We start from the raw sequence: 12,378 nt of genomic DNA on the forward strand, positions 1-12,378 counted from the left end.
GGGGAGGACCGATGCAGAGCCGGCTGCGGGTGCAGGGGCACCCCATCCAACCGATGTTGGTGACGTTCCCGCTCGGGCTCTTCGTCAGCGCCACGGTCTTCGACCTCACCGACGTCGCGGGCGGACCGGTCTTCCTCGGCGAGGTCGGCTACTGGACCGGCGTCGCGGCCCTCTTCGCCGCCGCCATGACGGCGATCGCGGGAATGGCCGATCTGTGGGACGTGCCGGTCGACGGAACCCGCCGTACCGCCATCGCCTTCAACGTGGTCAACGCGGCCATGGCGGGTCTGTTCCTGATCAGCAGCCTGGTCCGTGCCCACTCGCCGGCTCGGGGCGCGACGGCGGCGATCGTGGCCACCGAGCTGGTCGCGCTGGCCGCCGGCGGGGTCGGTGTGTACCTGGGCGCACGGCTCATGCGTCAGTTCGACGCCGGTCGCGCCGAGACCGGCAGCCTGGACGCGCTCGCCGGAGGCACTGTCGAGGTCGTCCGCCCCCACCCGTGACCAGGCCCGTGCCGCGTCGCCCTCTCCGGTTCGCGTGATCGACTCGGTCTCGGGAATAACGGGGCGTCGGCGGCTCGATGACAGGACGGCTTGCAGGAACGCGAGTCGATCACGTGCGGGGTAAATGGATTGCCGCTCGGGTGGCGGGCCGACGAGGCTGATCGCCGTGACCGACGCGCGTACCGCCGAGGAACTGATCGCGGAGGCCGCCGCCGCGCCCGTCGACGGCTGGGGTTTCGGGTGGCTGGCCGGCCGGGCCACCGAGGAACGTCCACCCTGGGGGTACGCCCGGCTCGTCGCCGACCGGATGGGTCGCGCCGATGCCGCGCTCGACGTGGACACCGGCGGCGGCGAGGTGCTGGCCGAGATCCCGCAGTCGCCGACGGTGCTGGTGGCCACCGAGGCGTGGCCGCCGAACGTCCTGGTGGCACGACGCAACCTGCGCCCGCTCGGTGCGACAGTGGTGGCCGTCGCACCGGACTCGGCACTGCCGTTCCGGGACGGATCCTTCGACCTGGTGGTCAGCCGCCACCCGGTTCGCACCGACTGGGCGGACACGGCACGGGTGCTGCGCCCCGGGGGAACGTACCTGTCGCAGCAGATCGGGCCGGGCACCATGCGCGAGTTGAGCGAGGCGATCCTCGGCCCGCTGCCCCCACCGGACAGCCGGCACCCCGAGGACGCGGTGGCTTCCGCCGAGGCGGCGGGCCTGCGGGTGGTGGACCTGCGCCAGGCCACGCTGCGCGCGGTCTTTCACGACATCGGCGCGGTGGTCTGGTTCCTGCGCAAGGTGGTCTGGACCGCGCCCGGGTTCACCGTGGACCGTCACCGCGAGCCCCTGCTCGCCCTGCACCGCCGCATCGTCGATGAGGGCCCCTTCGTCGCCCAAGCCCAACGGTTCCTCATCGAAGCAACCCACCCCTAACCCCCCACCCCACCCTCCGCGCTCCTCCCCGCCCCCCAATCCCGCGTCGATCTTGCACTTACTGTCGCCGTTTTGCCCCATCAACACCTTTAGTCGCCACAGCAACCGCAAGATCGACGCGGGGGGAGCGGGGACGGGCCCCGGGGGGCGGGGGTGGGGCGGGGGTTAGTGGGGGTGGGTCTGGTGGTGGGTGGCCAGGATGTCGGCGCCGAAGTCGCTGGCGGGGCGGCGCAGCACGGTGTGCGCGTGGTTGCCGTCGTCGCTGGTGTTGTCGTACTCGATCAGCAGGTCGTCGCCCTGCACCCGGTAGTAGTGCCGCTGGCCGGGGCGGGTCGGGCCGGCCCAGGCGAAGTGCAGTTGGCCACCGGCGAGGCGGGTGGCCTCGCGTACGGCCAGCTCGGGCGGCAGCCGGTCCAGGTAGAGCGCGACGACCTGGTCGAGTAGTGCCCGGCCGGTGGGACCGAGCCGGTCGGCGGGTACGCCGAGCGGTTCGAGCGGGCCGTCGACCCGGGCGCGGGTGGCGCTGATGATGTCCGTCGGCGCCTCGTCGGCGACGATGGCGGCGGCTCGCCCGCCCGGCCCCAGCGCGTCCAGCAGGGCTCGGCCCAGATCTTCCTCGACGCCGAGCGGTCGGGAGACGGCGCGCCCGGCGTAGCGCACCGCGGCCGGGTTGGCGCCGAAGAAGACCGGCGCGGGGGAGACCTGGTCGTCCACGATGGTCATGGTGACCGACAGGTGGTGCCCCTCGAGCCGCCATGCCCAGCGGTCGTCGCGCGCCGGATCGCCGAACACGGCGATCCAGTAGTCGCCGCTGTGCCGTCCGCGACGCCAGCCCTCGGCCCGGTCCAGGACCTCCTCGAGCGCGACGATCGCCATCGCCTGGGCGTACGCCGACGGGCTGAGCGCGGTGGCCAGCAGCCGGTGCGCGGCCTTGCGCCCGGCGATGTCCAGGTCGGCGAGGCAGGCGCCGGGGCGGGGGCGCGGCCGGTACTCGAGCCAGCGCCGGGACGGCTCGTCGTCGAACGGGTACGCGGCGGCGACGCGGGTCGCGGGGTCGAGCGCGGTCAGCAGGGCGGTGGCGGCGGCACGCATCTGTTCGGGCAGGGGATCTTCCACCGTCCCTGTATACCGTCAGCCGGCCCGCAGCAGCCGTACCATCTCCGGCAGGTCGAAGAACTGCGCGGTCTCGAGCGCCGAGGGGTTGCCGTACGCCGGGTCGGCCCCGGCGGCGAGGAGCGCGCGGACGGAGTCGGCGCTGCTGCGGAAGACCGCGGCGGCGAGGGCGCTCTGCCCCCGGTCGTTGGTGCGGGTGTGGTCCGCGTCGCGGGCCAGCAGCGCGGCCACCGTGTCGGGGTGGGAGTGGTAGGCGGCCAGGATCAGCAGGGTGTCGCCCTTGTCGTTGGTCAGGTTGACCGGCAGGCCGGCGTCCACCTGGGCGGCCAGTTCCTCGGCCTCGCCCGCGCGTGCGAGGTCGAACATCCGGTGCGCGAACGCCAGGGTCTCGGCGTCGAGGTCGTCGGTCACCGGTTCAGGCTAGTCGCCGCAGCCTTGATAGGTTGCTCGGCCGGCACGTGGGGGAGGCCCGATGGGTGAGACGGTCTACGTGGGCAACGCGGACGTCGACGGGATCGGCGACGGCGGCTGGCTGCTCGGGCACTTCGCGCCGCCGGGCGAGATCCGGCACAGCACCGAGGTCGAGGTGAAGTGGGGCGTGCACCCGCCCGGGCAGGCCCGGTCGCGGTGGGCGACGGGTGAGCGCCGGACGACCCTGCTGGTGCTCGTCGACGGGTGCTTCCGGGTGGAGTTGCCGGACCGGACGGTCCGGTTGGCCGCCCGTGGCGACTACGTGGTGTGGGCGCGGGGGATGGACCACTCCTGGTACGCGGAGCGGGCGTCGGTGGTGCTGACCGTCCGGTGGCCGTCGCTGCCGGGTTACCGGGTGGAGCCGCCGGTCCTGCGCTGAGGGGACGCGACTGGAGTCCCGGCATGTGGAATTACCTACTAAACCTATAGGCTTTGCCGGCTAGAGTACGGGGGCACCCCACGCAACGATCCGCGAGGAACCACCGATGACTCACGATCACCCGGCCACCGACCTGCTCGCCGTCGCCGCCCGGTGGGCCGACCCGAGCGGTTGGCCGGTCCCGCTGCGCTTCGACCCGAGCGAGCGCTGGTACGCCCGGCTCGCCAGCGCCGACGACCACGAGGTGTGGGCGCTGAGCTGGCTGCCCGGCCAGGGCACCGACCTGCACGACCACGGCGGCTCCGCCGGCGCGTTCCGGGTGGTGGCCGGTGCCCTCACCGAGGAGACGGTCAGCCGTGGACGGCTGCTGCCGCACGTGCTGCCCGCCGGCGTCGGCCGTCGTTTCGGCGCACGGCACGTGCACCGGGTCACCAACCGTGGCGCGGAGCCGGCCGTCAGCGTGCACGTCTACCGGCCGGCGTTGCGCCGGATGACCCGCTACGACCTCCTCGACGGGCGGCTGCGCGCCGCCGAGGTCGCCGAGGCCGGCCGGTCCTGGTGAATCGCCCCGACCCTCTCGTCACCGGAAGGAATCGATAATGCAGCTCACCGCCGAGCACTGTCCGGCGCCCGTGCCACCGCCGGGCTCCCGGGGTATCGACGAGATCCTGGCCGCCGCGCGAGCCCGGCTCGACCGGCTGGACCCCGAGCGGGCGCACCTGGCGTACCGTGCCGGGGCCCTGCTGGTCGACATCCGGCCGGCGGCCCAGCGCGCCGCGCACGGCGTCGTGCCCGGCGCGCTCACGGTCGAGCGCAACGTGCTGGAGTGGCGCTTCGACCCGCGCTGCCCGGCCCGGCTGCCGGAGGCGGTCGACTACAACGTGCCGGTGGTGATCCTCTGCCAGGAGGGCTACACCTCCTCGCTGGCCGCCGCCGCGTTGCAGGACATCGGCCTGCGCCGGGCCACCGACGTCGACGGCGGGTTCGCCGCCTGGCGCATCGCCGGCCTGCCGGCGCTCGGCCCGACCCCGCTGCACCGCGCAACCCCCCTCGCGCCCCCGGTCACCGCCGGCTGGGCGCGCCGCTGACCCCCACGCCGCACCGGGCGTGGCGGGCGTACCGCCATCTCAGGAGGCACGATGTCCGTCGTCGCGATCCCCACCCGTCCCTACTCGCCCGCGCACCCGGGACGGGCCGTCGGCCGCCCGCGCACCGGCCCGACCCTGACCATCACCCTCGACCTGGCTCCCGGACCGATGAGCCCACGGCTGGCCCGGCTGGTGCAGTTGCTCGGCGAACTGGCCGAGTCCGGGGAGGGGCGGCTGGGCTCGGCCGACGACGTATCGCCGACGCCGCGACCGCTCGCCCTGACCGCCGCCGTCGAGCCGCCCGCGGTGGTCACCGCCGACACCGACCCGACCGACGTCCGCATCCTGGCCGGCTCGCGGACGGTCCGCCAGGGCGGCCGGATGGTCGCCCTCACCCGCATCGAGTACGACCTGCTGCTCTTCCTCGCCGAGCGTCCGCACCGGGTCTTCACCCGCCTCCAGCTGCTGTCGAACGTCTGGGGCTACGAGCACGCGGTCGCCCGGACGGTGGACGTGCACGTCCGGCGGCTGCGCGCCAAGCTCGTCGGCGCGGAGGTGATCACGACCGTCTACGGGGTGGGATACCGGCTGGGTGACGAGGCGCGGATCAGCGTCGACCACACCCGCTGAACGGCGGCCGGGCGGCCGGTCCGGAGGCGACGGCAACGACATGGTGAACAGGACGGGGACCCCCGTAACGGGGCATCTGGGTGGCTCTGCTGTAATCATCTGACTTCGTACGCAGAGCGAGCACCCGGCTCCGATGCGTTCGTCAATTGTCACATTCATGCAACGCAGCCGCCTCTTGACCCTCGCCCGCACGCCGGGAAGCATCGACGAAGCGGCGTCCCGGGCCGTGGGGAGATACCCGGACCAGCCCAAGGAGGACCATGTCGGTCAGCCCCGCCTCGTCGCGCGCCGGATGGCATACGTCCCAACCCGCGGTGCCCGGCCGACCTCCCGGCGGTCAACGCCGCCCGGCGAACACCCCCGCGCCCGTGCTCACCGTGACGCTGTCCATCCCGCTGACCTGCGAGGATTCGCTGACACCGCCGGCCCGACGGCTGCTGGAGGCCGCCCGCGAGCTGCTCGAACGCGGCGAGGGCGTGATCACCAGCTCCGCTCCGGCGGAGCGTCGCGCCGACGGCGTGCCCGCCAACCGAGCACCCGTGCGCGCCCTCACTCCGACGATCCCCTCCCTGCACATCCTCGCGTCGTCCCGTTCGGTGCTGCGGGACGACGAGCCGCTGCCCCTGACCCGCCTGGAGTTCGACCTGCTGCTGCACCTGGTCGCCCACCCGCGTCGCGTCTTCACCCGCCTGCAACTGCTCAACGCCGTCTGGGGCTACGAGCACGCCGGTGTCCGCACCGTCGACGTGCACGTGCGCCGTCTGCGCGGCAAGGTCGGCGTGGACGTGCCCCTGGTCACCACCGTCTACGGGGTGGGTTACCGGCTGGCCGACGACGCGCGCGTCACCGTCGACCGCACCAGCTGACCCGGCCACCACCGCCCGTCCGTGCCGGGCGGGGCAGGATGGACCGGTGCGCATCCGTCCCATCTCGCCCGACCTGCTCGTCGCCGAGCTGACCGGCCGGCTGGCCGACGCCTCGACCACCGTCGAACCCGCCCGGCTGCGCGTGGCGGTCGACGGCGCTCCGGCTGCCGGCCCGGACGAGCTGGCCGCCGCGCTGATCGACCCGCTGCGCGCCCGGGGCCGCCCGGTCCTGCACGTACGCGCCGCCGACTTCCTCCGCCCCGCGTCGCTGCGCTTCGAACTCGGTCGCACCAACCCGGACGCCTACTACGAGGGCTGGATCGACGAGACCGGCCTACGACGCGAGGTCCTCGACCCGGCCGGTCCCGGCGGCGACGGGCGGGTACTGCCGTCGCTGTGGGACTCCACCGCCGACCGGGCCAGCCGCGCCGCGTACGTCGATCTGCCGCCGGGCGGCGTGGTCCTGGTCAGCGGCGCGCTCCTGCTCGGCGGCGCGCTGCCGTTCGACGTGAGCGTCCACCTCCAGGTGTCCGCGGCGGCGCTGCGCCGCCGCACCGAACCTGCCCGGGAGTGGACCCTGCCGGCCTTCGACCGCTACGCGGAGGAGGTAATTCCCGCCAGCTTCGCCGACGTGGTCGTACGCGCCGACGACCCCCGCCACCCCGCGCTCGTCGAGGGCTGAGATTCGCCCGTTTGCACGCCGGGTTCGGCGGGTACTCGCCCGGCTCACAGAGCGCGGGTGACCGCTCGCGCACCGCATGCGACCGCTACCGGGGCACCACGCCGCCGGACCCGGTTCACGTGAACCACAGGCCAGGAAAGGCAGGCAGCGATGCTCGTCCACGACACGGTCGGCACCGGCCGATCCCAGACGGAGACCGACCAGATCCGGCACTCCCTGCAGGCGCGCTACGACGAGTTGACCGCCGAGTACGACCAGGCCCTGCTGCAGAGCCAGGTGCTGCGTCTGGTGGAGGTCGGCGACACCGCCGGCGACGACCAGGCCGACAGTGGCACCAAGACGGCCGAGCGGGACACCGCCCAGTCGCTGCTGCGGACGATCCTCGACCGGCGCGCCCAGTACGAGCACGCCCTGGGTCGCCTCGCCGAGGGTACGTACGGCTGGTGCGAGGGCTGCTCGGCGGCGATCCCGGTCGAGCGGCTGGAGATCTTCCCGGCCGCCACCACCTGTGTGACCTGCAAGCAGACCCGCGAGCGGCGGGCCGCCTGAGCGACGGCAGCGGTTGCCGGTCGGTCTTCGACACGATGGACTGCATCCATGGGTGACATCCTGGTGGGCACCGCGTCCTGGACCGACCGCACACTGCTCGACTCGGGCTGGTATCCCCAGACGGCGGACAACCCGGAGAAACGCCTGGCGTACTACGCCCGGCAGTTCCCGCTGGTCGAGGTGGACGCGACCTACTACTCGCCGCCCGCCGAGTCGACCGCACGCCTCTGGGTCGACCGCACGCCGGACGGGTTCACGTTCAACATCAAGGCGTTCAGCCTGTTGACCGGTCATCCCACCCGGGTCAGCGCGCTCTACAAGGACCTGCGTCCGGAGACGGACAAGAAGAACGTCTACCCCGACGACCTGCCCGCGCAGGCGTACGAGGAGGTGTGGACGCGCTTCCTGTCGGCGCTGGACCCGCTGGTCGAGGCGGGCAAGTTGGGCGCTTTGCTGTTCCAGTTCCCGCCCTGGTTCACGATCAAGCGGGCCAACAAGCAGTACCTGCTGGAGGTGGCGAAGCGCTGCGCTCCGCTGCGCCCGGTGTACGAGTTCCGCCACGCGTCCTGGTTCGACGGCGACAACGCCGACGAGACGCTCTCCTTCCTGCGCGAGCACGACCTGTCGTACGTCTGCGTGGACATGCCGCAGGGCCACCGCTCGTCGGTGCCCCCGGTGCTGGCCGCCACCGGCGACCTCGCCGTGATGCGCTTCCACGGCCACAGCGACAAGTGGACCAGCAAGGACATCCACGAGAAGTTCGGCTACCACTACCCCAAGCGGGAACTGGCCGACTGGGCGCCGAGGCTGCGCGAACTGGCCGACTCCGCAGGCGAGACCCACGTGCTCATGAACAATTGTTATAGGGACTACGCGCAAGAGAACGGCAAGCAGTTGCAGGCCTTGCTGGCTGGTTGAACGCGGAGAGCGTCGGCGGGATCGGGATTGGTGCAGCTGCCCCAGGTGCGGGCACGCTCCGTCCGGAGACCGCGCGGAGCGTGACGGACGCGCTGCCCAGCGGTACCGTCGGAGGCGGCGGCCCCGTTGGTGTAGAGGCCGGCGGTGCCGCCGCCCAGTCCTCTACCTGGGAGCGGCTATGACCGAGCCAACATCCTTCGGTGCCCGCCTACGCGCCCACCGCGAACGCGCCGGCAAGACCCGCGTTGTCCTCGGTGGCCTCGTCGGTCGCAGCGCCGATTGGGTCAAGGCGCTGGAGTCCGGCCGCCTGCTCACACCCCGGCTGCCGATGCTGCTACGCCTGGCCGAAGTTCTCGACCTTTCAGACCTGGCCGTGTTGACCGGCGATCAGTCCCTGCCGGTAGCGTCGGTCACCCGGGCGGGTCATCCGGCCGTCGACGGCGTCGCGACCGCCATGCAACGCACCTCCGTCTCCGCCGGGGAACCAACGCCCGTCGACATCCTGCGCGGCCTGGTCGACCAGGCGTGGACGCTGTGGCACCGGTCCAGCACCGAGCGGACCGCCGTCGCTGCGGTCTTGCCCGGGCTGCTCGACGACGCCCGCCGCTCGGCGAGACGACTCGACGCCGCTGACCGGCGCGCCGCGCTGGCCGAGCTGGCACGCGTCTACCACCTGGCCCAGCTGTTCCTCGCTCACCAGCCCTACCCGGAGCTGGTCTGGCTGGCCGCCGACCGGGCCATGAGCGCCGCGCAGGACGCCGACGACCCGAACGCGATTGCGGCGGCGGCGTGGTACTACGCACATGTGTACCGGTCGGCGAATCAGGTCGACGCGGCCGAGCTTGTGCTCGTCGACGCGGAGCGGCTCGTCGACAGGGAGGCGGGCACCGAGCAGTACGCACGGTGGGCCCAGCTTCAACTGGGCCGTGCGCTCGGCCACGCGAAGGCCGGTCGGGACGGGCAGGCGTGGCGTGCCTGGGACGCCGCTGACGATGCCGCCAGCCGCCTAGGGGCCGGCTATGTCCACCCGTGGCTCATGTTCGGCCCTGCCGCCTGCTCCGCGTACGCGGTGACGCTGGAGACGGATCTGTGCCGCGCCGGGGAGGCTGTGCGGCGCGCCGACTCGACGAACTACTCCGCGCTGCCGTCGCGTACCCGTCGCGCTGGCCACCTGATCGAGGCGGCCCGGGCGCATCTGCTGCGCCGCGAGGAAGTCGCCGCTGTGCACCTGCTCGGCCGCGCGCTCCGCGAGAGCGTCGACACGGTCCGACACAACCCGTACTCGCGGACCGCCTCCTTCGAGCTGTCCTCGCGCCCCGGAACGGTAGGGGAGGACGCGCGCGAGCTGGCCCTCGCTATTGGCGTGGAGGGGTAACCGTGCCCAGGGGATAGTCCGTCCCCCTCGCGTTGCGTAGTCGTACATAGCGTCCCTGGTGACCGAGTTGGGCGCGAAGGGACTGCGACGTCGTCGCGCTCTCGATTTGGGGAGGCGACACCGTGCACATCGTCCCGCGGCTTCGGCGGCTACTCACGCCCACCCCACCACCCGTCCTGCCCGGCACCGGCCAGCGAATCCAGGCAGCCGAGCAGGCAAAGGCCAAGCAGCGGCTCCTGGCCCACGCCCGGTCCGTCGCGCAGGCGCACCGCCGCGCATGCGGCCACGACGGGCCCGCCCGGTGACCGCCCGCAGGTATCCAGCTGCCGGCACCCGAGTGTCGGTGCGGCCCACCCAGTGGCAGCCGAGTCCCGGCATCGAGGGCCAGACCTTTCATGACATCGTCATCGTGTCCGTCCACGACTCGCACGACCCGCGCTTTGCCTGGGTTTACGGGCACGGCCCGGAGTGCAGTTGGCCCACGGCGGACTGCGCCGCGCCATTCTGCTGGGAGCTGTTGGTCAGCGTCGACGTACTTGCCGCCACCGCCGGTGAGCGTCCGTGAACGCCCCCCTCATCCCTTCGGCCCCGCTCGCCTCTCGTTGGTGGCAGACCATCATCGCGCACCGCCTCGTGGACGGAGGCTGTCCCCACTGCCGCATTCGGGGGCGGTGCTGGCTGTGGGCGAACGCGTTCGGCCAGTTGGTCGCTCACGACCTGTGGCACCTCGGACCACCCCTCGCCGACGACCCGTCAAACGCAGGCGGGATGGATATGGACAAGCCCACGTTCGTACGTCCGAACCGGTGTGACAACTCCGGCCCGAACTGCGTCGAGGTGGCTATCGACGCCGACCTGAACCGGATCATCCGCAGCTCGCGGCGGCCCAGCCAGCAAATCATCGTCGACAAGGACGAATGGACGGCGTTCGTCGACTCCATCCGCTCAGGTCAGACCTATTGACCGGGCTGTCTCACCCGATCCGGGTGGGGTCGGCTCACCCAGCCGGCGGGCAGGGTGGACACGGTGGGTACGGCCGTGCGACGGCCGGAGACGACACGGAGGTGACGGGGGATGACGGTTCGAGTGGTGACGGATCGACGGCGTGGCGCCGTCCTGCACGTGGTTGGCACGGCCGACAACGCCCGGCGCGCCCCGCAGGGCAGCCCGGTGCGGGCCCGGCGCGGCCCGGTGGGACCACCGCGACGCACCGACGAGCGACGCTGGGAGAGCACGGATCGGGGGTCGACCGATGCCTGACTCGATGATCTCCGCGTTCGAGAGTTCGCTGGACAAGACCAACCTGATCCTCAAGGACATCGAGGACGCCTACGGGTGGCCGAAGGATCGGCGCAACCAGTCGTACGCCGCGCTGCGTACCGTGCTGCACCTGCTGCGCGACCGGCTGGCGGTCAACGAGAGCGTCGAGTTCGCCCAGCAGTTGCCCGTGCTGGTCCGGGGGATCTACTTCGACGGCTGGAACCCGTCCGACGTGCCGATCAAGCTCAACCGCGACGACTTCCTCTACGAGGTCCGCCAGGGCTTCCCGTACGACGTCGAGGGCGGCGCGGAGCGGGTGACGCAGGTGGTGCTGGACACTCTGCGTCGGCACGTCACCCAGGGCGAGTGGCAGGACGTGAAGGACACCATGCCCAAGGACCTCGCGATGATGCTGCCCTGAGACGGGCTCACCGATCGGCGCTGTCCGGCGGGGACGGCACCCGGGACACCGGGTGGCCGGCCCCGCGGGCCAGCGCCGCGAACGTGACGGCGTCGGTGACGGCCGCGCCGCCGGGGTCGTTGTTGAAGTAGACGTACGCCGGCTCGTCCGCGCCGAACGCGTCGGCGAGCCGGCGGACCCACGAGCCGAGCGCGGTACGCCCGTAGTGCGGCCACGGCCGGGCCCGGCCCTCGTGCAGCCGCAGGTAGCCGAAGTCGGTGGTACGCCAGCGCGGGGCGACCGGACGACCGAGGCGATCCGCCCAGACCAACGCCGCCCGCCGTCGTTCCAGGACGGCCCGGGTGGCGTCGGTCCACCACGACGGGTGCCGGGGCTCGACGGCCACCCGCACCCCCTCGGGGAACAGTCGCAGTGTCGCGTCGAGCGCGTCGACGTCCACCCGCAGGTTCGGTGGCAGTTGCAGCAGGACCGGACCGAGCCGGTCACCGAGGGCGGTGGCCCGGCCGAGGAACCGCGCCACCGGCTCGGCCGGCTCGCGCAGACGCTTGATGTGGGTGAGGTAGCGGCTCATCTTCACCGCCACGCAGAAGTCCGCCGGGGTTCGTTCCCGCCACGCCGCGAACGTCTCGCGCTCGGGCAGCCGGTAGAACGCGTTGTTGACCTCGACGGTGGCGAAGCCCGCCGCGAAGTGCTCCAACCAGAGTCGCTGGGGCAGCGGCTGCGGGTAGAAGCGACCCCGCCAGTCCCGGTACTGCCAGCCCGACGTACCCACCAGGATCACCGCCCCATCCTGGCACTCTCCGCCGCCGCCCGCGAACCGACCGTGTCGTCCCGGTTCGGCGTCTACGGTGTGGGTTAGAGAAGATCGCGCGTGGGGTACCACCCGCAGCACGACGGACCCCGGCGTACGGCGGGGCGGCACACCCGAGGGAGTACCGATGGCACTCAACGACGACGACATGCAGACCACGGGCGGCGGCGGCCTGGAAGGCCCGGCCGACGGCGGTGCGACCCCGGGTCACCAGGACGGTGGCGCGGACGGTGGCGCGGAGGGTCCGGCCGACGGTGGCGCGACTCCGGGTCACCAGGACGGTGGCGCCGATGGTGGCGCGGAGGGTCCGGCCGACGGTGGCGCGACTCCGGGTCACCAGGACGGTGGCGCCGATGGTGGCGCGGAGGGTCCGGCCGACGGTGGCGC

The 12,378-nt window shown here is 72.6% G+C and carries 20 protein-coding genes; 17 read left to right on the forward strand and 3 right to left on the reverse strand.

All coding sequences use genetic code 11. The annotated features are described in order from the left end of the window. Positions 1 to 11: 11 nt before the first annotated feature. Both ABZU91_RS03185 and ABZU91_RS03190 read left to right on the forward strand, forming a co-directional pair. Positions 12 to 503: a DUF2231 domain-containing protein gene (locus ABZU91_RS03185; protein ID WP_355233330.1), complete on the forward strand. Its 492-nt coding sequence runs from the start codon at positions 12 to 14 to the stop codon at positions 501 to 503. Positions 504 to 669: 166 nt separating this feature from the next. Further along, positions 670 to 1,428, forward strand: a complete 759-nt coding sequence (locus tag ABZU91_RS03190) for a class I SAM-dependent methyltransferase (RefSeq protein ID WP_355233332.1) — start codon at positions 670 to 672, stop codon at positions 1,426 to 1,428. Positions 1,429 to 1,593: 165 nt separating this feature from the next. On the opposite strand, the gene ABZU91_RS03195 is transcribed toward ABZU91_RS03190, so the two are convergent. Both ABZU91_RS03195 and ABZU91_RS03200 read right to left on the reverse strand, forming a co-directional pair. Then, a complete protein-coding gene (locus tag ABZU91_RS03195; RefSeq protein ID WP_355233334.1) occupies positions 1,594 to 2,544 on the reverse strand; it encodes a DUF3500 domain-containing protein in 951 nt (316 codons plus the stop codon). Positions 2,545 to 2,559: 15 nt separating this feature from the next. Further along, a complete protein-coding gene (locus tag ABZU91_RS03200; RefSeq protein WP_355233336.1) occupies positions 2,560 to 2,952 on the reverse strand; it encodes an ankyrin repeat domain-containing protein in 393 nt (130 codons plus the stop codon). A 61-nt stretch (positions 2,953 to 3,013) separates the two neighbouring features. Here ABZU91_RS03200 and ABZU91_RS03205 point away from each other — a divergent pair, with 61 nt between their 5' ends. From ABZU91_RS03205 to ABZU91_RS03270, 14 genes are all read left to right on the forward strand, one after another. Then, the gene (locus tag ABZU91_RS03205; protein ID WP_355233338.1) at positions 3,014 to 3,391 is read left to right on the forward strand and encodes a signal peptidase I; all 378 of its coding nucleotides are present in this window, start codon (positions 3,014 to 3,016) and stop codon (positions 3,389 to 3,391) included. 106 nt (positions 3,392 to 3,497) lie between these two features. Next, the gene (locus tag ABZU91_RS03210; RefSeq protein ID WP_355233340.1) at positions 3,498 to 3,953 is read left to right on the forward strand and encodes a cysteine dioxygenase family protein; all 456 of its coding nucleotides are present in this window, start codon (positions 3,498 to 3,500) and stop codon (positions 3,951 to 3,953) included. 37 nt (positions 3,954 to 3,990) lie between these two features. Then, positions 3,991 to 4,479: a rhodanese-like domain-containing protein gene (locus tag ABZU91_RS03215; protein ID WP_355233342.1), complete on the forward strand. Its 489-nt coding sequence runs from the start codon at positions 3,991 to 3,993 to the stop codon at positions 4,477 to 4,479. A 51-nt stretch (positions 4,480 to 4,530) separates the two neighbouring features. Beyond that, on the forward strand, positions 4,531 to 5,109 hold the full coding sequence (locus tag ABZU91_RS03220) for a winged helix-turn-helix domain-containing protein (protein WP_355233344.1): 579 nt from the start codon (positions 4,531 to 4,533) through the stop codon (positions 5,107 to 5,109). A 260-nt stretch (positions 5,110 to 5,369) separates the two neighbouring features. After that, on the forward strand, positions 5,370 to 5,975 hold the full coding sequence (locus ABZU91_RS03225) for a winged helix-turn-helix domain-containing protein (protein ID WP_355233348.1): 606 nt from the start codon (positions 5,370 to 5,372) through the stop codon (positions 5,973 to 5,975). 46 nt (positions 5,976 to 6,021) lie between these two features. Then, complete coding sequence (locus ABZU91_RS03230) at positions 6,022 to 6,657, forward strand: uridine kinase (RefSeq protein ID WP_355233350.1); 636 nt, start codon at positions 6,022 to 6,024, stop codon at positions 6,655 to 6,657. Positions 6,658 to 6,807: 150 nt separating this feature from the next. Further along, on the forward strand, positions 6,808 to 7,206 hold the full coding sequence (locus tag ABZU91_RS03235) for a TraR/DksA C4-type zinc finger protein (RefSeq protein WP_355233352.1): 399 nt from the start codon (positions 6,808 to 6,810) through the stop codon (positions 7,204 to 7,206). A 48-nt stretch (positions 7,207 to 7,254) separates the two neighbouring features. Continuing rightward, on the forward strand, positions 7,255 to 8,124 hold the full coding sequence (locus ABZU91_RS03240; protein WP_355233354.1) for a DUF72 domain-containing protein: 870 nt from the start codon (positions 7,255 to 7,257) through the stop codon (positions 8,122 to 8,124). Positions 8,125 to 8,302: 178 nt separating this feature from the next. Further along, positions 8,303 to 9,499: a helix-turn-helix transcriptional regulator gene (locus ABZU91_RS03245; RefSeq protein WP_355233356.1), complete on the forward strand. Its 1,197-nt coding sequence runs from the start codon at positions 8,303 to 8,305 to the stop codon at positions 9,497 to 9,499. Positions 9,500 to 9,621: 122 nt separating this feature from the next. Further along, the gene (locus tag ABZU91_RS03250; protein WP_355233358.1) at positions 9,622 to 9,804 is read left to right on the forward strand and encodes a hypothetical protein; all 183 of its coding nucleotides are present in this window, start codon (positions 9,622 to 9,624) and stop codon (positions 9,802 to 9,804) included. Between the two features lie 104 nt (positions 9,805 to 9,908). Continuing rightward, complete coding sequence (locus tag ABZU91_RS03255; protein WP_355233360.1) at positions 9,909 to 10,064, forward strand: hypothetical protein; 156 nt, start codon at positions 9,909 to 9,911, stop codon at positions 10,062 to 10,064. Between the two features lie 203 nt (positions 10,065 to 10,267). Next, complete coding sequence (locus ABZU91_RS03260; protein WP_355233362.1) at positions 10,268 to 10,462, forward strand: DUF397 domain-containing protein; 195 nt, start codon at positions 10,268 to 10,270, stop codon at positions 10,460 to 10,462. Positions 10,463 to 10,573: 111 nt separating this feature from the next. Then, positions 10,574 to 10,759, forward strand: a complete 186-nt coding sequence (locus tag ABZU91_RS03265; RefSeq protein ID WP_355233364.1) for a hypothetical protein — start codon at positions 10,574 to 10,576, stop codon at positions 10,757 to 10,759. After that, on the forward strand, positions 10,752 to 11,180 hold the full coding sequence (locus ABZU91_RS03270) for a DUF2267 domain-containing protein (RefSeq protein ID WP_355233366.1): 429 nt from the start codon (positions 10,752 to 10,754) through the stop codon (positions 11,178 to 11,180). The genes ABZU91_RS03265 and ABZU91_RS03270 overlap by 8 nt, the downstream gene beginning before the upstream one ends. A gap of 7 nt (positions 11,181 to 11,187) precedes the next feature. On the opposite strand, the gene ABZU91_RS03275 is transcribed toward ABZU91_RS03270, so the two are convergent. Beyond that, positions 11,188 to 11,961, reverse strand: coding sequence for a DUF72 domain-containing protein (locus ABZU91_RS03275; RefSeq protein ID WP_355233368.1), 774 nt, complete (start codon positions 11,959 to 11,961; stop codon positions 11,188 to 11,190). Positions 11,962 to 12,118: 157 nt separating this feature from the next. On the opposite strand from ABZU91_RS03275, the gene ABZU91_RS03280 reads away from it, so the two are divergent. Continuing rightward, a partial coding sequence (locus ABZU91_RS03280) for a hypothetical protein (RefSeq protein ID WP_355233370.1) occupies positions 12,119 to 12,378 on the forward strand: 260 nt, incomplete at its 3' end.

This window comes from Micromonospora sp. NPDC005174, from assembly GCF_040608495.1.
Taxonomy (GTDB): Bacteria; Actinomycetota; Actinomycetes; order Mycobacteriales; family Micromonosporaceae; genus Micromonospora.

Coding starts and splice junctions, on each gene's coding strand:
- ABZU91_RS03235 (WP_355233352.1), top strand. CDS start 6,808: ATGCTCGTCCACGACACGGTCGGCACCGGCCGATCCCAGACGGAGACC.
- ABZU91_RS03185 (WP_355233330.1), top strand. CDS start 12: ATGCAGAGCCGGCTGCGGGTGCAGGGGCACCCCATCCAACCGATGTTG.
- ABZU91_RS03225 (WP_355233348.1), top strand. CDS start 5,370: ATGTCGGTCAGCCCCGCCTCGTCGCGCGCCGGATGGCATACGTCCCAA.
- ABZU91_RS03210 (WP_355233340.1), top strand. CDS start 3,498: ATGACTCACGATCACCCGGCCACCGACCTGCTCGCCGTCGCCGCCCGG.
- ABZU91_RS03245 (WP_355233356.1), top strand. CDS start 8,303: ATGACCGAGCCAACATCCTTCGGTGCCCGCCTACGCGCCCACCGCGAA.
- ABZU91_RS03220 (WP_355233344.1), top strand. CDS start 4,531: ATGTCCGTCGTCGCGATCCCCACCCGTCCCTACTCGCCCGCGCACCCG.
- ABZU91_RS03240 (WP_355233354.1), top strand. CDS start 7,255: ATGGGTGACATCCTGGTGGGCACCGCGTCCTGGACCGACCGCACACTG.
- ABZU91_RS03260 (WP_355233362.1), top strand. CDS start 10,268: ATGGATATGGACAAGCCCACGTTCGTACGTCCGAACCGGTGTGACAAC.
- ABZU91_RS03215 (WP_355233342.1), top strand. CDS start 3,991: ATGCAGCTCACCGCCGAGCACTGTCCGGCGCCCGTGCCACCGCCGGGC.
- ABZU91_RS03270 (WP_355233366.1), top strand. CDS start 10,752: ATGCCTGACTCGATGATCTCCGCGTTCGAGAGTTCGCTGGACAAGACC.
- ABZU91_RS03265 (WP_355233364.1), top strand. CDS start 10,574: ATGACGGTTCGAGTGGTGACGGATCGACGGCGTGGCGCCGTCCTGCAC.
- ABZU91_RS03205 (WP_355233338.1), top strand. CDS start 3,014: ATGGGTGAGACGGTCTACGTGGGCAACGCGGACGTCGACGGGATCGGC.